The organism is Xanthomonas sp. NCPPB 901 (assembly GCF_056725085.1).
The window spans coordinates 2,150,342-2,167,064 of record NZ_CM161511.1 but is presented as its reverse complement, the minus strand read 5'-3'; the positions used below and the strand labels follow the sequence as shown (position 1 = coordinate 2,167,064).

12 protein-coding genes and 1 other RNA gene are annotated in these 16,723 nt (G+C 60.6%); 5 read left to right on the top strand and 8 right to left on the bottom strand.

What is annotated here, in order from left to right; genetic code table 11:
• Positions 1-392: 392 nt before the first annotated feature.
• On the bottom strand, positions 393-815 hold the full coding sequence (gene fur, locus AC1PME_RS08960; RefSeq protein ID WP_026143876.1) for a ferric iron uptake transcriptional regulator: 423 nt from the start codon (positions 813-815) through the stop codon (positions 393-395).
• 103 nt (positions 816-918) lie between these two features.
• On the opposite strand from fur, the gene AC1PME_RS08955 reads away from it, so the two are divergent.
• Complete coding sequence (locus AC1PME_RS08955) at positions 919-1,317, top strand: outer membrane protein assembly factor BamE (RefSeq protein WP_254461232.1); 399 nt, start codon at positions 919-921, stop codon at positions 1,315-1,317.
• A gap of 27 nt (positions 1,318-1,344) precedes the next feature.
• Here the strand turns inward: AC1PME_RS08955 and AC1PME_RS08950 are convergent, their stop codons facing one another.
• The gene (locus AC1PME_RS08950; RefSeq protein ID WP_254461231.1) at positions 1,345-1,599 is read right to left on the bottom strand and encodes an RnfH family protein; all 255 of its coding nucleotides are present in this window, start codon (positions 1,597-1,599) and stop codon (positions 1,345-1,347) included.
• A gap of 5 nt (positions 1,600-1,604) precedes the next feature.
• Positions 1,605-2,036, bottom strand: coding sequence for a type II toxin-antitoxin system RatA family toxin (locus AC1PME_RS08945; protein ID WP_254461230.1), 432 nt, complete (start codon positions 2,034-2,036; stop codon positions 1,605-1,607).
• Positions 2,037-2,095: 59 nt separating this feature from the next.
• Between AC1PME_RS08945 and smpB the strand changes: the two genes are divergently transcribed.
• Positions 2,096-2,599, top strand: coding sequence for an SsrA-binding protein SmpB (smpB, locus tag AC1PME_RS08940; RefSeq protein ID WP_160970445.1), 504 nt, complete (start codon positions 2,096-2,098; stop codon positions 2,597-2,599).
• Positions 2,600-3,301: 702 nt separating this feature from the next.
• Here smpB and AC1PME_RS08935 read toward each other — a convergent pair.
• Entirely contained in the window at positions 3,302-5,545 is a 2,244-nt protein-coding gene (locus tag AC1PME_RS08935; RefSeq protein ID WP_481098092.1) for a S8 family peptidase, read from the bottom strand.
• Between the two features lie 574 nt (positions 5,546-6,119).
• Here AC1PME_RS08935 and ssrA point away from each other — a divergent pair.
• Positions 6,120-6,471: a transfer-messenger RNA gene (gene ssrA, locus AC1PME_RS08930) on the top strand.
• 317 nt (positions 6,472-6,788) lie between these two features.
• Complete coding sequence (locus AC1PME_RS08925) at positions 6,789-6,980, top strand: hypothetical protein (protein ID WP_481097910.1); 192 nt, start codon at positions 6,789-6,791, stop codon at positions 6,978-6,980.
• Positions 6,981-7,311: 331 nt separating this feature from the next.
• Here the strand turns inward: AC1PME_RS08925 and AC1PME_RS08920 are convergent, their stop codons facing one another.
• The 3 genes from AC1PME_RS08920 to AC1PME_RS08910 are packed head-to-tail and all read right to left on the bottom strand — an operon-like array spanning position 7,312 to position 10,808.
• Positions 7,312-8,748 (bottom strand): hypothetical protein, encoded by a 1,437-nt coding sequence (locus AC1PME_RS08920; RefSeq protein ID WP_481097909.1) that lies wholly within the window; start codon positions 8,746-8,748, stop codon positions 7,312-7,314.
• 46 nt (positions 8,749-8,794) lie between these two features.
• Positions 8,795-10,099 carry a hypothetical protein gene (locus AC1PME_RS08915; RefSeq protein ID WP_481097908.1) on the bottom strand — a complete coding sequence of 435 codons (1,305 nt, stop codon included), beginning with the start codon at positions 10,097-10,099 and terminating at the stop codon, positions 8,795-8,797.
• A 52-nt stretch (positions 10,100-10,151) separates the two neighbouring features.
• Positions 10,152-10,808, bottom strand: coding sequence for a hypothetical protein (locus tag AC1PME_RS08910; protein WP_481097907.1), 657 nt, complete (start codon positions 10,806-10,808; stop codon positions 10,152-10,154).
• A 536-nt stretch (positions 10,809-11,344) separates the two neighbouring features.
• Between AC1PME_RS08910 and AC1PME_RS08905 the strand changes: the two genes are divergently transcribed.
• A complete protein-coding gene (locus AC1PME_RS08905; RefSeq protein WP_481097906.1) occupies positions 11,345-12,085 on the top strand; it encodes a DNA/RNA non-specific endonuclease in 741 nt (246 codons plus the stop codon).
• Positions 12,086-12,191: 106 nt separating this feature from the next.
• On the opposite strand, the gene AC1PME_RS08900 is transcribed toward AC1PME_RS08905, so the two are convergent.
• Complete coding sequence (locus tag AC1PME_RS08900; protein ID WP_481097905.1) at positions 12,192-16,541, bottom strand: hypothetical protein; 4,350 nt, start codon at positions 16,539-16,541, stop codon at positions 12,192-12,194.
• Between the last annotated feature and the right edge of the window lie 182 nt (positions 16,542-16,723).

Below are 16,723 nucleotides of genomic sequence, written 5' to 3'. Positions count from 1 at the left end.
GCACCTTGTGGGAGGGACTTCAGTCCCGACGCTTTTCCCCGACCAGCGGGTTGACCGGCACGGCGCATCGCGACTGAAGGGCACCTCTCATCGCCTGCTTCCGCCGCAATGAAGCGGGATGCCGAGTGCCCCGTAGCGATTAGAGCGGCCTCAGCCGCGAGCCGACAGTCCGCCAAGTCCGCTCAGACCCCAAGGCCACGCATGCGCGCCGCTGCCGAGCCGGTATCGCCGCGGCATGAGGTCGGCGTTGTGCACCAAGCCATCCGTCGAGCGGCACCAAAGCCCCTCTCCCCCCCGGGAGAGGGGTTGGGGTGAGGGTCCGTCGGCGAAGCCCCAGCACATCTCCCGCGCCGGTGGCGCACCGGCTGGCCGGGCGCACCCGGCCGCCAGGACTACCCCTTCTTGCCGCTCGGGCGCTTGCTGCGCACGTACAGCACCAGGGAATGCTCTTCCAGTTCGTAGCCGTGATCGGCGGCGATCTTGCGCTGCAATTCCTCGATTTCCGCGCTTTCGAACTCGATGATCTTGCCGGTGTCCACGTCCACCATGTGGTCGTGGTGGCCGCCGCGGTCCAGTTCGTACACCGCCTGGCCGCCCTCGAAGTTGTGCTTGAGCACCAGCCCGGCCGCCTCGAACTGGGTCAGCACCCGGTACACCGTGGCCAGGCCGATCTCGTCGCCGTGGTCCAGCAGCTGCCGGTAGATCTCCTCGGCGGTCATGTGGTGCCGCGCCGATTTCTGCTCCAGCAGCTCGAGGATGCGCATCCGGGGGTGCGTGACCTTCAGGCCGACTTTGCGCAGATCGTGGGATTCCATGGCGTCTCCGTTCATAGCTGGTTTATCGCCAGCTGCCTGGGAATGGGTCGCGGCGGTCGCCGGGAGTGTATCATCGACGCGATTTCATTCAGCCCTGTCCCCGATGCGCAATCTCCTGCTGGTCGCCGCTGTTGCCCTGTCCACCGCTGGCTGCGGCATCATTTACAAGCAGCCCATCTACCAGGGCAATCTGATCGAGCCATCGGCCGTGGAGCAGCTCAAGGTCGGGCAGAGCAAGCAGCAGGTCAACGCGCTGCTGGGCACCCCCTCGATTCCGGACCCGTTCCACGCGCAGCGCTGGGACTACACCTCCACCGAGCGTCTGGACCGCCTGGGCCATACCGAGATCAAGAACTTCGTGGTGTTCTTCGACAACGACCTGGTGACCCGCTGGGAAGGCGATTACTTCCCGGACCAGGACGAAGAGCTGGCCAAGAACAGCGTGCGCCAGTTCGGCCGCAACCTGGCCAAGGACAAGAAGAAGCAGCGCCGCGGCGAATGAGCCGACGGCCCCGCCCCGCCCCGCCGCTCAGCGCGGCTTGGCGCGGCGTCGCCTGGCGTCCTTGGGATCGATCAGCAACGGCCTGAGCAGTTCCACCCGGTCGCCGTCCTGCAGCAGCCGCGTCGGCGCGGCGACTTCGCCGTAGACCGCGCACGGCATGCCCGGCGTCGCCCCGGGCAACGCGGCGGCGGCCAGCGCATCGGCGACCGTCGCCCCCTCTGGCAGTTCCAGCCGGCGGGACACGAAATGCTCCGGCCAGGCCAGCACCACTTCGACCTGCATCGCGGCTAGCCCGGTTCCTGGTCGGCCACGCGCACGAAGTCGTTGACCATGCGATCGGCCAGGCTCTGGAAGCCCAGCGCCAGCGCCGGCCCCAGCAGGCGCGAGGCGGGTTCGAAGTCGAGCATCAGGCTGACCTTGCTGGCGTGATCGTTGAAGCCCTGGAAGGTCCACTGCCCCTGCAGGCGCTTGAACGGGCCGTCGCGCAGTTGCATATCGATGCGATCCGGGCGCTGCAGGCTGTTTTCGGTGGTGAACCAGGTGCGGAACGAACCCAGCCCCAGGTCCAGCCGCGCCACCAGGAAGCGGTCGCTCTGCTCGAGGATATGGGCCGCATCGCACCAGGCGAACCGGCGCGGATAGGCGGCGACGTCGTTGACCAGATCGAACATGCGTGTTGCGGCGTGTTCGACCAGGGCGCTGCGGCGGATGATAGGCATTCGGGACGGGAAGTGGGACCAAGACGTTCGGGAGGCCCCGAATCGGAGACAATAGCAAGATGAGCAAGAAACCCGTCAAGGATAAAGCAAACGGCGCGGCGGCCAACAAGACCATCGCCCTGAACAAGCGCGCGCGCCACGAGTACCACCTGGAGGACCGCTACGAGGCGGGCCTGGCCCTGCAGGGCTGGGAGGTGAAGTCGATCCGCGCCGGCCGCGCCAACATCGGCGAGAGCTACGCCTTCGTGCGCCAGGGCGAGCTGTTCCTGTTCGGTGCGCAGATCACCCCGTTGATCCAGGCCTCCACTCATGTGGTCGCCGACGACCGGCGCACGCGCAAGCTGCTGCTGCACCGGAACGAGATCGACAAGCTGATCGGCCGCGTCGAACGCGACGGCTACACCCTCGTGCCCACCGCGATGTACTGGAGCAAGAACAAGATCAAGCTCGAGATCGCACTGGCCAAGGGCAAGCAGGATCACGACAAGCGCAACGCGGCCAAGGACCGCGACTGGGCCCGCGACAAGCAGCGGATCATGCGCCGGCACAACAAGAATGCCTGAGGAGCGGGGATTGGGGAGTCGGGAGTGGGGATTCGCAACGGCGGCTGCCCCACCCGCCCAGTCTCTCCCGTAGGAGCGGCTTCAGCCGCGACCGAGGACGACCGAGAGTTGAGGTTTGGGATTGGTCGGTCGCAACAGCAGCTTCCCTGCCCGCCCAGCCTCTCCAGTAGGAGCGGCTTCAGCCGCGACCCAAGGCTGCCGAGAGTTGAAGCTTGGGATTGCTCAATCACAACGGCAACTTCCCTGCTCGCTCGGTCTTTCCCGAAGGCGCGGCTTCAGCCGCGACCGAGGACTGGGGATTAGAGACTGGACGCGCAACGGCAGTTCCCAGACGCACCAGCTCAGCCGCAAGCTCGGGACTCACCCGTCGCAGGCGCGCCGATGCCCGTGTGGGAGCGGCTTCAGCCGCGACGCGCTGAAGTGGGAATCTCGCCGCGATGCGGACGCGCCGGTTGCAGAAGGCGCGCCAGCCCGTTTCAAGCCATCACCCCGCCACGCTGGCATTCAGCCATGGCGACGAAAGCAGATTCCCGCATGAAAAACGATTGTGGCCTGGGAACCGCTGTTGCGAATCCCCACGCCTAAATCCTCAATCCGCGCCTCACCGCGTCGCGGCTGAAGCCGCTCCTACAGGACCGGCAAAACGGGCCGAGGCGCCGCCGTTGCGAATCCCCAATCCCAAATCCCCACTCCCAGCCCCACTCACGTTCCACCCAGCATCCGCATCAAGCTCGGCAACCCGCTACCCTGCATGTAGCGATCGCGCTGCAGATCCAGGCACTGCGCCAGCACCAGTTGCTTGACCCGGTCCGGTGCGCCGATGAACTCGCGGCGCACCGACAGGAACGCGGCGATCAGCCCGGACACATGCGCCGCGGCCATGCTGGTGCCGCTCATCTCCACCATCCAGGTACCCGGATCCTCGAGCACATAGCCGTGGTGCGCCGACAGGATCTTTTCGCCCGGTGCGACCAGATCGGGCTTGTAGCGGCCATCGGCGGTCGGGCCGCGCGAGGAGAAATACGAAATGCCGTAGCTGTGCGGGCTGCTCTTGTGCACCGAGCCCACCGCCAACGATTCCTCCAGGTTGGCCGGGTCGCCGATGCTCAGGTCCAGGTTCAGCGGGTAGGCCTCGCCATCGCCCTGCATCAGCCAGGCCAGGCCGTCGTTGCCGGCCGCGATCACCACCACCACGCCCTGCCGCCAGAGCCGGCGCAGTTCGTTGCACAGCGGAGTGAAGCCGCAACCATAGCTCTCGGCGTCGAAGTAGCCGCCCAGGCTCAGGTTGACCCCGTGCACCACCAGTTCGCCGGCACGCTCGTTGAGCTCGGCCACCTGCTGCACGCCCTTGATGATCCACGAGTCGCGGCCGTTGCCGTCGTCGTCCAGCACCTTCAGCCCGTAGAGCCGCGCCAGCGGCGCCATGCCGGCGAACTGCAGCGGCGCGGCGGCCGGCAGGCCCGGCAGCGGCGCCTGGCATTGCCCGGCGATGATGCCGGCCACGTGGGTGCCGTGGCCGTTGCCGTCGAGCGCGTCGAAACCGGCCTCGCCCGGGCGCAGCGCGCGCGGGCGCCCGCGCTGGGTGCAATCCCATTGCGCCAGCACCGTCGCCGGCTGTCCGGACGCGTGGAAATGCGGATGCGCCGCGGCGATGCCGCTGTCCAGCACCGCCCAGCCGATGCCGGCGCCGAGCGCGCGATAGGCCACCTGCGCCGCGTCCACCTGGATCGTGCTGCGCGACTGGTAGATCAGCGCGCGCTTGCCCGCATCGCGCCACAGGCGCTTCAGGTTGAGGTCGCGATAGCGCTCGCGCAGGCTCTCGATCTCGAACCGGGTCAACCGCGCCGACACGTAACGCTGCAGGGTGTCCTCCAGTTCGATCTGCGCATCCAGCGCCTCGCCGTGCAAGCCGGTGGAGGCCTCGGTGAGCGCGCGCAACGCGGCGATCAGCGCGTGCTTGCGCTGCGCCGGATCGCCGGCATCGGACAACCGCTCCAGCTCGATCAGCACTTCGTGCCGATAGTCCGGCGCGCGCGCCTCCAACTGGTCGGACAGGTCCTTGATCAGTACCGGATGCGCGATCGGCTGATCGAAGCCGACTCCCACCGCGCGCCGCACCTCGGCACGCACGTCGGGGATGGACAGGTAGCCGGCGGCGGAATGCGGGTTGTGCTGCCAATCCGGATTGATCTTCGCCCCGGCGATGTTGTGGAAGCGCCCGTCGGCATCGGCGATGTCGTCGCCGAGATCGGCGTCCAGGGCCACCGGGTCGCGCCGCTCGGCGACATTGACCCAGCGCGCCACGCAGGCCGGAAACGGCAACTTCGGCGTGCCGGTCCATTCCTTGAACATGCTGCGCACCACCGGCAGCCCCAGCGGCGAGCCGAGCGTGAGCAGCAGCGACACCTCGCAGTCCTGGGGCTGCAGCTCGCGCAGCACGTCGTAGGCGATCAGCGAGCCCTGGCTGTGCGCGATCACCACGAACGGACCGCCACCGGCGCGGATGCGCTGCAGCAGGCTCTCGCGCATCTGCGTGCGTCGCGCCGGCACGAAGAAGAAGTCGTGCACGTCCTGCAGCAGCGCCGCGGAGATCAACTTGAGCAGCGCGCGGTTGAGCACGTCGACCACGCCTTGCGCATGCACGTCGGCGCTCGCCGCAGGCGGTGCCGCCGCCTCCACTTCGTCCAGCAGTTGCTGCAGCCGCGCACGCTCGGCGTCGCTGGTGGCCAGCGTGTCGGCGAGCTGGCGCAGATCGGCCAGTTGCGGGGCCAGGCCGAGCGCGCTGAGCACGCGCTGCTCGGCCTGGTTCAACACCGGGCCGCGGTCCTGATCCTGGCAGTCGCCCGGCTCCGGCGACGGATAGCGTTCGCGATTGACCCAGTAGGCCATGCGCGTGCGTTCGCCCATCGCGCGACCGAACAGCGCGCGGTCCCACTGGCAGCGCAACACCTCGGCCGGCGGCTTGTTGCCGATGCCATGGATGTAGACGACCGTGCGTGCCCGCCCTTGCGCCAGCGAGCCTGCGCCGGTGGCCTTGGGCCGCAGCGCGGTGTCGGCCGGCGGCGTGGCGGGAGGCGCCGCCGCGGCGCGCCGGCCGGTGCGGGGAGCCGCGGCGTTGGACCTGGGCGGCGCAGCGGCTGGTGCCGATGCAGGCGCCGTTGTCGACGCACCTGCCGATACCGTCGCGGCCTTCTGCGCCGTTTTGGCGCCGGCGCCGCCGCTTGCGGCCGTCCTGGCCGCCGCCGTCGGCTTGCCGTCGGATGTCGACTGCGCCTTGGCCGAGGCCTTTGCGCGGGCCGGGGTGGAGGACGTGACGGGCGTCTTGGACACGCGTCCGCTGCTGCGGCCACGCGACTGTCTGCTTGCCATTGCGCTGCTCCATGCTGGGGGTTGCCTGGGGGACCGCGCCGCGGCAGGGCCGGCGCCGCAGTGAAGCCAGCTTAAGCGCGGCCTGTCGCAAGACTTGTGACTGCCCTCCCCGATCCCTACACTGTGCAGGTCAGCGTTTGACGTTGTCCCCGGGGGTGCACTGGTTTCGACGGGGGTTGCAAAATCGCTTGGCGCATGCCGAGGGGGCAGCTTTCCTCGTAAATCCAGCCGCAAACTTATAGTTGCCAACGACGACAACTACGCACTGGCCGCTTAAGGCCTAGCCCCGAAATCGCTTGTGTCCGTGCTCGCGACGTAGGGTCATTATCACGGAATCGCCGGTGGTGGCTGCCTGTCAGCCATTGGCTAAATCAAGCAGGCTGGTCCCGGGATGCGCTTCGCACATCGTGCTGTCCCGGGGCGAGATCCAACGATGAGCTAAGCATGTAGTGCCGGGGATGGAGTGCCTTCGGACGGCGGTTCGATTCCGCCCACCTCCACCATATGATCGCGGAAAAGCAGTAAACGCTTGATTCTGCGAAGGTTTGGCCCGGGGTTTGATGATCGATTTGAGCCTGGTCTAGGTATCAAACGAGGTATCAAACCCCGTGCCGAAGCCTTACTTTCTGCGCCGCCCTGCTGGGCTCTATGTGCGCTTCATGTGCGCTTCTTCGTTCCTACTGATCTTCGAGCACTCGTTGGCTCGCGCTACTTGGTGCGCCCCGTTTGTCTACCGATGGGCGATGTTGCCTGTCTGGCTGCTTCGCGTGCGGCTGTGGCACTCTCCCAAGCATTCGATCGGATGCGGCAGGACGCGAGCATGAAGGACGACTTGCTGAGCCAAGCGCTGGCCACGTTAAGAGGAAACGAAGCTCGGCCCTACACCATCAAGGTCGGCGCCATGGAGCTGTCCGCCAATGGGGCCGAAGATCATGCGTTGCTACTGGACACACTGAAACACCTTGCGCCTTCCCGTCTGGGCTCATGCGGGAACGCAGCCCCGCTGCTGTGAGAGCACTCGGCCGTAAAGCAGCAGCCTGTTGCTCAGAAGCGGCTAGGAAGAAACAGCATCCACGGCGTAGTTTCTCGTTCATCGGCCTGACAAGGCTAAGTGCGCTTCCCACAAGATCCGGCGCGTAGTTGCCGATCAGGAGTGTCGCGGCTCTCGCATCGTCGTGAGCGGCTGTCAGAAGCGCCGCCGCGATACGATGTGCAAGTGTTGCAGGACCGGCCAGTTGCAATTCGCCTCTGATCTCTGCTGCACGGATCAACGCACGGTTGGCATCGATCGACCGCTGATGGCTTCTATTCAAGGCATCAATCTCCTTTATCTCCCCATGCGACTACAGCTTAGATTGGTCACCGTTGGACGCCAGGTCTGAAGTGATTTCTTCTGCAACAGCAGTCATGCTCCTAAATGCCTTTGGGTCGGCATCGCTGCCCTGATAGTGATGAAGCCTGATCAATGCTTCCCTGAGCACCTCTGCTGCTAATTGCGTGGCAAGGTGGCGATCACGCTGGAACTCCATCATGCGATCGTGGTGATTGCCATGCAGGATTTGCGACCGGCACTCGTCATAGATGCGCTTGACCAAAGCTCTGAGGGTAAGTTGAACTGCCCCATTCGTCACCAGGGCGTGTTCTTGACGTCCTGTAATATGCATAACGAGACTCAGGATGCCACCAAACCTTCCTCCACAGGCCAGCACATCCAGCGATGTTCCAAGCTTGGCAACCGCAATAGCGTCGCTTCGCTCCCGCTGCGCTTCTGCATACCAGTCCATGGCTGTCGCCCAACGACTGGCCAACTGGGGATGAGGATGTTTGCTGGGGTCAACTAGGCAGTCCAGAACCATAGCGATTGCATCCAACTCCCCTTTTACCCGCTCAAAGTGAGATTTAATTTCCTCAGGAGGGAACTTAGTCAAGCGCTGGCTGGATATGCGGCGGGGCGACCAAAGGAAGCCATCGGTTTCAATGATGTCTTGAACTTCTGATGGTGGTAGCCGTTCGCATTGAAGCGCTTGTTGGTAGAACGCACCTTGTTGCCCGATCAGCAGGGAAGACGCATCCAGCGCCGTTTTGCAGGCGATCTCTGCGCGCTGGCGCGAAAAGTCTGTGTCCAAGCCACTAATCGTGACTGCCAGCACGGCGGGTGAGGAGCGAATAACGGGAAGGACCAGTCGGGCCAATCCCTCCTTAGGCTCATCGGCCTTTCCGTCAAGCACCGCGCGAACAAGACTCTTCCACTGCGCGTTATCCACCGCGTTGCCGGGGAATTGCTCCTTGGCCCAGTCTGCAAATTCGACGCCTTCAAGCCATCGATCCCAAGTCATAAAAGAGACCGGTCCGATGGACCACTCTCCAAGTGATTCAACACCCAGTGTCCAGGCAGGAAGGTAGTGGCGCTTAGACTGAGTGCGATCATTGAGCTGCCGTAGAAGCTCATCGCGCAGCAAGAGAAGCGGTTTATCGGTGACAAAGGCTTGCGTTGCGTGGAGTTCGGTGACTGTTTGGCGAAGCATCAGCCCCAGACTATTTTCATCAATCTGGTGTCCAAGGGGACCAGGCTCCACATGCAGCTGAGCCGTTAGACGATGCATCAGCAAGACAGCCTGTTGCGTGAAGTGCCGCTGCTCACCCGACTTCGCGGTGGAAAAGTTGGGAAAACCAAAACCTCTCCAAAATTCGTCGCTTGAAATCACCTCAGGCCGATGCGTGTAATCCAACTCATCGATAAGCTGCCGAAGCAAATCATCAGGCCCCACTGCACTGGTCATCGCTATATCCCCCCCTGACACCTGCGAAGGCACGTTCAATGTAAGATCAGGCGGAGGTGAAGCCTACAAACCTTTCCACCTGCGCTCTTACGTCTTCGTCGTTGATGCCTGGGCGATGCTCGATCACATTGACGTAGCATTTCCGCATGACCTTATGCATCCGAGACTTCCTCGCCAAATATTCTTCGTCTACATAACCCATCGTTTCCACCACCATCTCACGACCTCTTGAATTAATGACAAAATCAGGACGATAGGAAGTCTTAGATCTAGGCTCAGTCAGATCCACATACGGCTTGATGATTGAGTAAGGGTTTTCGCGTTTTTTCATTTCCCCTTGGCGCTCCGCAATCAGAGCAAGCGTTTGACGCTCTAAGTCGGAGTCAACAAGGAGCAAGCCACCGAAATCGTAAGCTGGGTGAACATATGCTTGGACGATCTCAGCCGTCTGCTTTCCTGCTACTTTCGCGACAAGGCCAATAGCAACATAGGGGCCAATTGTCCCCGGACCAGGCAATCGAACACGACCATTCACTTTCCAGCTTTTTGGCGGCGAATTTCGATCACGGGGATCGATCAAATACATGGCGCCGCTCGCGTCACGCTGACGGTCACAAAGTCCAATCACAAATCCATGCGGCGACAACGACCTTGGCCAATTCGATGCTTTTTCGACCTTCTTAGCAATCTGTTCAAGACGGTATAAATTCTGACCAATGAAATCGCTTGCTGGAATTTTCTGCTCTCCATCCATCCAAAAACCTTTCGCAGCTTCCATCAGCTTGGATGCATCGCGCCCCATAGAGCGGGAGCTGGCCACGACACGATTTAGGCCTGCACGCTCCAATAGCGTAAAAAGAACACGAGCCAGTTTCGGCGTCGATGTTGATTTTGAGCTTCCCGTTGAACTTTTGTGATTTTCTCCACTTACAGTAGGTCCGTCGGTTGATTTAAGCACACCGAGCGCACCGACTGCTACGCGCTCGGCAAGGCTATGTCCGAGATTTGCGCCAGGAAGCCGGTAGAAGCCGCATGCCTCATCATGCAACCCGCGCGCGTTGTTTATCACCAATGTCAGAGGTCGGAGCGTTGAGTTCTTCCGAGCAACGAATAACACCGGTGAATGCTCGGGGTCGTTGCTTTTGCAGCTGCAAAGAAGCCAACAACCGGACTTAATCAGCTCATCAAGAACGGTATGAGCACGGGAACCGACCTTGGCGGACTTTCCCAGATCTGCAAATGCTTGGGTAAGCACATCAACGTCGCTTTGACTGAGCTTTCCCAAAGGATTGGGTTTTGCACCTGGCAAGAAATGCCCGACTCTGGTAAGCGTGATAGTCTTGGTCTGCATGCACGCACTGTGGCAGTTGCGTCATGAAGCAGTCAAGCAGTGCTTTGCGGGCTTACAGGCGACGTATTCCTATCACATCGGCGCCACCTTGAGTCTTGTTGCGCAATGTCTTTGCTTCGGCTACTGCTTTGGCAAGATTTACCAAGTAGGCCTCCTGTTCGATGTGCATCCTCAGGTTCGCCATAAATGCTCTGGGTTGTAAGGACGAAATTTCTGTCCGAATGAGTGCTTTTTCCTTCCATGAGGCGGGATCGGGCATTGGGAGGATATGGCGCGCGGAAGGCCTTGGCTCATGCCAAGGCCAGCCCGAAAGACGGATAGGGCCACCCAGGTAATCGGCGTGCGCTGCAATCCAAGGCCATCGTTGTGGTTGACGTTTTAAAGGATTAAATCCGCAGGTAGTCAGCCATGCTTCAACATCAGCTTGCAAAGCAGCATCGCCATCCAAATAAGCACGGGCAAAATGACGAGCTGCACATGTGTGCCATTCAATCCGCAGCCACCTGAGCCACCACTGCTCCCAGACCTCGCTGAGCGACGAAACGGAGGTGCCTGCATTGGGATACCAATACAGCTGTCCTGAGGTATGTGTCATCCACCAGCGTTCCCCTAGCGGCTGCTCGTCGCCGTCGGCACGCGATAGAAGAAGATCTGCTCTTCTAAAATACGCGGCGCTTGCTACATCATCGGCGATGATCGAACCACTCATTGGTTGATCGCTGGCATATGTTCTTTCACCTGAGCACACTAGTTTTAATCAATCAAATGTCAAGCCGCGATGCGCGCTTAAACACCGAGTTGAGCAACTCGAACATCTTGAATCTCGTCTTCTTGCCGCCCGGAAATGACGACCACACACAACCGATCAGCAAAGCCTCAACAGCAATCACAGCAACGCTAGCGAGGCAAAGGACCCGCAACGAAGTCTCTGCCTCAAACTTTGTCTAAGTCCACCGATGCATGGCGACTTGATGTCTTCATGTTGACAATTTTCATCTTCGCGAGCTAGTTCACATCTTAGTCAATCGGCAGTTGACCCGCTTAGCGTGCTGTTAGATACATGTCTCAACCGCGTGCCACTCCGTGGCAAAGGGGCACGGTTGCGTCGCTCCCACCACACCGGCACCGAGCCGGTTTCGGCTGTCTGCTCCACCTCCGTCAACTCGCGCGTTGCTCAACAGGCACGGCCCTTGTCCGTGCGTGCTGGGTTCATGCGCCCTGCCCAACCACATGGAGAAGTGCACTATGCGATTCCGGATCTTCCTTGCCGTCTTCCTGCTCACCACTGCCAGCGCTGCGGCGCAGGCTCAGGTCGTCACGCTCAACAAAGGCGGCTTCATCTTGACCTACGATTGCACCGAGCACACCGCTACACGATACGAATACTCGCTCAACGCCGACACCGGGTCTGCCGCGCGTCCGTCCGACTTCAAGCTCGATACGACGCTTCCGAGCGGCTGTGGCGGCCAGACCTCGACCAAGTCGTATGCGAGCGTGCGCTCGGGCTACGATCGCGGCCACCTGGTCACGTCGAACCACATGGACTACAACTCGACTTACATTGTTCGCGCCAACTTGATGTCGAACATCGTGCCGCAGGTGTCCGGTTTCAACCAGGGCATCTGGGTGCAGGCGGAGAACGTCGCCGAGTGCTACCGCGATATCAAGCCGGTGAAGGTCTACGGCGGCGTGGTCTTCGGCGACACGTCGAACGACTACTTCCTGTCGAGTCATGGCATCCGCACCCCGGAATACTTCTGGAAGACCATCATCACCACCGATCCGAGCACGGGCGCTGAGAAGGCGATCAGCTGGATCATCCCGAACCAAACTGGTCTGGGCAGCCTGGACGACTACATCGTGTCGATCGCTGATCTGGAAGAACTCATCGGCGCGGGCAATGTCGGCATCACTGCGTCGTCTGCGGTCAAGAACATGCTGCCGACGTCGACCTGGAAGCTACCGAGTAACTGCGATCTGAGCTGAGCTTAAAGGTGAGCCCAAGGTTCAAGCGAGCCTTGGGCTTGCCGCTAGTGGCGTCATAGGCGGTTGCCTAGCTGTTACGATCCTCATTGAAGCGGCAGAAGACTTCCTACAGCTTCCGCCTTTTTGCTGGCTGCTTGCTAGCCTTCTTAATCGCCTTGGCCTTGGCGGCAAACTTCGGGGCACTCAGGTCAAGGCCACGCACGGTAAGAAATGCATCGCTACCAAGCGTCGCCGCCAGCTGCTGTGCTTCGCCGTCGAGGCGTCTAATCACCTCATCGAAGCAGACCTCTCCGCCAGTGACCGGATCATCCCAAGTCTTATCGCCCTTCCACGAGATTACCAAGGCACCCACGCGTCGCTGCTCTGGCAGCAGATACTTCTCCATAAGCTGCTCGCGAAGCGCCTTCTGGAAATCGACAATGCTGTAGCCGTTCTCTCCGACTTTTAGCTCGATAACAGCTTGGATTGATGGGTCGGACTTCGACACCAGCCGGATGTCGGTCTCCTTCTCATCGCCTGTCACGCCCTCTTGTGTAACGATGTAACTTTCACCAGCAAGGCGCTCAAACTCCGCTGATAAGGCACGCCTCAATAGACGTTCTTTTTCGTAGAGAGCCCAGCCCTCGCGATGCGATGAGTCTCGGAAAAGATTGTCTTCGATCTCATCTAGGCGTCCGGTCAGCACATGGGCCATCTGCTGACGCGTTCTGGGGGAGATCTCAAGCTTCGTTTCCAGTTCCCTGACCTCGCGCTCAGTCAGCACCTCTGCGTCGAGTTCTTCCGCAAGTTTTTCTCGGCGGAGCGCGATGATTCGGTCACGATAGTGCGCGACCTCAGGGTCGCCTGATAAGCTCAGTTTCGCTCGCGAAGCGTCCTCTCCCTTCATCTCCATTAGGGCGTTGAACAAGCCTGATCGTGCATACTCCGCATTCTCGCGGTTGCCGACTGATCGCACGCCTTCGACTGGGTCGTCGTCCTTTCTGCGCACATGGCGGTGTGCTAGCCGTAGCAGTCGAAGAATGAGGTCGGGCCGTTCACCCATAGAGCCGGTGCCAAGGCTCGCGTGGTGTCCGAAGAGCGCGCCAACCCACTTGACGACTTTCGATTCCTTTGCGGGCGTGACTGGTTTAGAGAGCTGCTCTAAGGTGTCAACGAACGCTTCGGCATCCAGGCGACCCAAGATTGGCAACCAAAGGTCGATGTTCTTGGGATCAGGCCTTCCAGTCGTCGCAGCGATCGCCGCGCTCCGAAGAAGCGCGGCGTCTTCTGGCGACCCATGGACGAGCAGGAAGTCGGCAGCGTTTCCGATGTTGCGCCGCTGGATATCAGTTAGACGCTGCTTTGAAACGGCCCTGCGCACCCAAGCTCGAACCCGAGGCAAGAGAAGATGCGCCACCGAGTCCGCGCTACGCCGCACGTATTGCAGAAGCATGCTGTGCGGGTCAGCATTCCTCCCTAGCTCTTCTGACAATTCACGCCCGATTACAGCGTCTACGGCAACGGGATGTCGGATCGCTAGCTGCTCTAGCCAGGGGGGAAGACTATTGAGTTCCAGAAGCGCGTAGCGACAGGCTAGCTCAGCTTCCTCAGCGCTTAGCTTGGCTGCCCAAGCAGGATCTTCCGCCTCGGCATAAACTCCTGCCAAACCCATACCCCAACTAACTAGCGTCGTGTTCTTGTGTTCCTCATCACGCTCAGATCGAAGCGTAGGCTTCTCACGGCGCCAAGCCGCAGCAAATGCCTTCTGGAAGCGGCATGCAAGCTCCTTGCTCAACATCCTTTCGATGAAACCGCGATTCCATCCCGCTTGCGAGCGTGCGCTGCGGTCGTTTTTCATGACTTGCCAGAAGTCCCATAACGTGTTCTCGACGCGGGCATCTGAAAAAGCTACGTCAGGTCTTTCGCGAAGTTCACGATGGAAATGCTGCCAGCTCGCAGCCCCTTCCGCATGCTTCCTGCGACGGGCTTCCTCGCTTTCAGCGGCCGTTCTCTCCCACTCAGAGAGTTCGCCGCGCTTGAGGTAGGCGCTTTGGAAGGCTTCAATCCTTGCCTCCAAGTCGTGCGCGTCGGCAGCTGTTGCGCTTAGTTGAGCGATCCAACTGTCAGGATCGGACTTATGCGGCGTCCACTCGATTGCAACTTCCAATGCAAGTGCGCGATCCCAAGACTTTTTTTGAGTATCTGCAATCGCCGCCAATACCCACGGCTCGTCGCGCTGCAAAACGGGTTGGTAGCCGCCCTCCCATCGCAAGTGATGGAGCCGAGGCTGCGTGCTTCGCTCACTTTTTGGGTGGTATTTACGCGCGATGACGTCTTGTGCCCAGAACACGCCAGAGCGAACCGAGTTGGGCGCTTCACTCAGAGCTACACGTAGGTCCTTGACTTCGTCCCTAGTTTCATAGCTATTGACCGTAAGCAAGAGCGAGAGGGCAATGCCCTTGATCAACCCCGCATCACACCGATGATCGCTTAGGCGCCGCAAGCAAACTGCCAGCAGCGCCGGGACCAGATCCTGGCGCCTTGATTGCAAGCGATAGAGCGACTTGTCCCAAGTCAGTCCCGCATTGACCAGAATAGATATTTGCTTCTGCATCAATAGAAGCGTATCGGCATCGAAGTGAGAGCGCTCCACGACAATGGTGAAGTAGGTGATTGATCCCGAGTAAGTTCGGCTTTTCGAGCCTTGCCTGCCGAAGATCTGCATGAGTTGCTCGACAGACATTCTGCTCGGAAAGAACTCAATCACCACGCGATCGACGAGAGCAGGTGGCCAGCCAGGCGCGCCGGCGGCGACCTCATCGAGCAGTGAAAAAATTCGCGGATCATCGAGCCGGGATAGTGCTAAGAGGGCACTGATGCGGCTACCCATCTCGGCTTCGGCATCCACCGCAGCTTCGTGGGCTAGATCCGCGTTCTCCTCCATATGTCCCCAGCCAATCAGCCCTAGCAAGGTGTCTCGAACCTCTGGATTTTCGATGCCGCTCTTCCAGAGGCCCGCCACATCTGCCGTGAGATCTTTCAACGCGAAGCGCTCGACTTGAAGGCTAGGCACGGCCTGGCCGCGCCACCCGCCTTTGCCGAAGCGATTGACATAGCCTTCCAGTGCGGCGCGGCGAAGCGGCACATCGAGCGACTCAGGGTCGCCTGCGTGGAGAAGCAGTTCGGGTTCGTGCTCGATGACCTCTTCACGTATGAAGGCGTCATGCGGAGCTAGCCACGCCACCACAGGGCGCATTGCTGGCTTTACGATGCGCTCACCCTCATGCGTGCGTGCGAAGAGCAGTTGCGCAACCTCACGATTTGGAAGCCCTCTATTTCTAAGTTGGCGAAGTCGCTCGGCCGCCAAGAACTCAATGGACGATCGGTGGTAAAAGCGCACGCGACCATAGTTGGCAAACCCAAAAAGCCCACGCTCGAGCAGGGTATCGAGGTGGTCGCCCCTCCAATCCGGAAGCACTTGTGCGGGATCAAGAGCGCCGTCCGCCGAGGCTCGGTCTCCCCCTTGTCCATGCCAGATATTGAACTTGCGTCCTAAGAGGGCAGTGAGCGCCAGGCGTGCAGCACCTTCGCGCGCCTTGATGGGCTCCAATGAAACGCGCTCATGGCGCGTGTTGTTCGGACGCAGCCTGATCTCAATCGCCGTATCCACCTGATCGCGGTGCGAACGGATGTAGCCGTTCTCTTTCCAGTCACCGCACAACTCAAGGAAGTCCAGCGGCCTGCGCGCGAAGTCGTGTGCGTTTCGCGAACTGATTGCCTTAAATAACCCATCTAGATCAGTGATACCAGCGGTCTTGGCCATTGCCCGCATTTGCTCTTCGCTGAGCGGTGCGAGAGCGACATTCCTCCACGCCGGGGCCTTATCTTCCTGTTTTTCTTGCATTTTTTCGCGCATCGCAATACTCGCGAAGGCGGCCTCTGGATCCATCTGCACTTCGACCACCGGAACCGGGAGATGCTTGGCAATGATCTCGCGATCAAGCGGAATAGGCCGAGTGGTAATCACGATCGTGGCTCTCCCCAGATGCCCCGCAAGTGATCTAGCGACGGACTTGATTGCGCGCTCAAAGCTTGAAAGCGTCAACTTCAACTCATCGATCGAGTCAAAAAAGAAGATCGCGCGCTCTGTCTGGGCCAACTTCCAACTATCAAAACGAGTTTGTTCCTCAGGGGAGAATCCGTCTTCGATTGAAAGCGAAGCAAGCGCGGACAACTCCACAAAGAATGCAGTGCGTCCCTCGCCCCACAGAGACTCCGCTATTTTCTTGCACTCAAACGTTTTGCCCATTCCGGCCTCGGAAACGATCAACACCCGATCGGATTCCAACAGATTTTCCCAATCGATCTTGCGTCCCCCCGGAAAGTTGGCCAGAAACTCGGCGGTCTCTATGCTTTCAACCTTCTCATCCGGCAGATCAAAGAAAGAGCGAACGACAGCGGTGTCGGTAATTGCCATATGATTACGAGTTCCTTCGTCGTATCGTTTTCAAGCGGCGCGCGGGCATGCCGTCTCAGCTTGCTGGTGGTGGGCTCTGAGCAAAGATAGAACTTGGGGATGGGAAAGGCCACCAGCCGCATACTGTGTCAACGGGGGGCAGTGAACTAGCAAGAAAAAATGCCTGGTCGGCCACAAAAAAG

Bases quoted from the DNA above. Each gene is read 5' to 3' on its own strand.
- fur (WP_026143876.1), bottom strand. From the start codon at position 815: ATGGAATCCCACGATCTGCGCAAAGTCGGCCTGAAGGTCACGCACCCC.
- AC1PME_RS08910 (WP_481097907.1), bottom strand. From the start codon at position 10,808: ATGAGTGGTTCGATCATCGCCGATGATGTAGCAAGCGCCGCGTATTTT.
- AC1PME_RS08915 (WP_481097908.1), bottom strand. From the start codon at position 10,099: ATGCAGACCAAGACTATCACGCTTACCAGAGTCGGGCATTTCTTGCCA.
- AC1PME_RS08945 (WP_254461230.1), bottom strand. From the start codon at position 2,036: ATGCCTATCATCCGCCGCAGCGCCCTGGTCGAACACGCCGCAACACGC.
- smpB (WP_160970445.1), top strand. From the start codon at position 2,096: ATGAGCAAGAAACCCGTCAAGGATAAAGCAAACGGCGCGGCGGCCAAC.
- AC1PME_RS08900 (WP_481097905.1), bottom strand. From the start codon at position 16,541: ATGGCAATTACCGACACCGCTGTCGTTCGCTCTTTCTTTGATCTGCCG.
- AC1PME_RS08955 (WP_254461232.1), top strand. From the start codon at position 919: ATGCGCAATCTCCTGCTGGTCGCCGCTGTTGCCCTGTCCACCGCTGGC.
- AC1PME_RS08925 (WP_481097910.1), top strand. From the start codon at position 6,789: ATGAAGGACGACTTGCTGAGCCAAGCGCTGGCCACGTTAAGAGGAAAC.
- AC1PME_RS08905 (WP_481097906.1), top strand. From the start codon at position 11,345: ATGCGATTCCGGATCTTCCTTGCCGTCTTCCTGCTCACCACTGCCAGC.
- AC1PME_RS08950 (WP_254461231.1), bottom strand. From the start codon at position 1,599: ATGCAGGTCGAAGTGGTGCTGGCCTGGCCGGAGCATTTCGTGTCCCGC.
- AC1PME_RS08920 (WP_481097909.1), bottom strand. From the start codon at position 8,748: ATGACCAGTGCAGTGGGGCCTGATGATTTGCTTCGGCAGCTTATCGAT.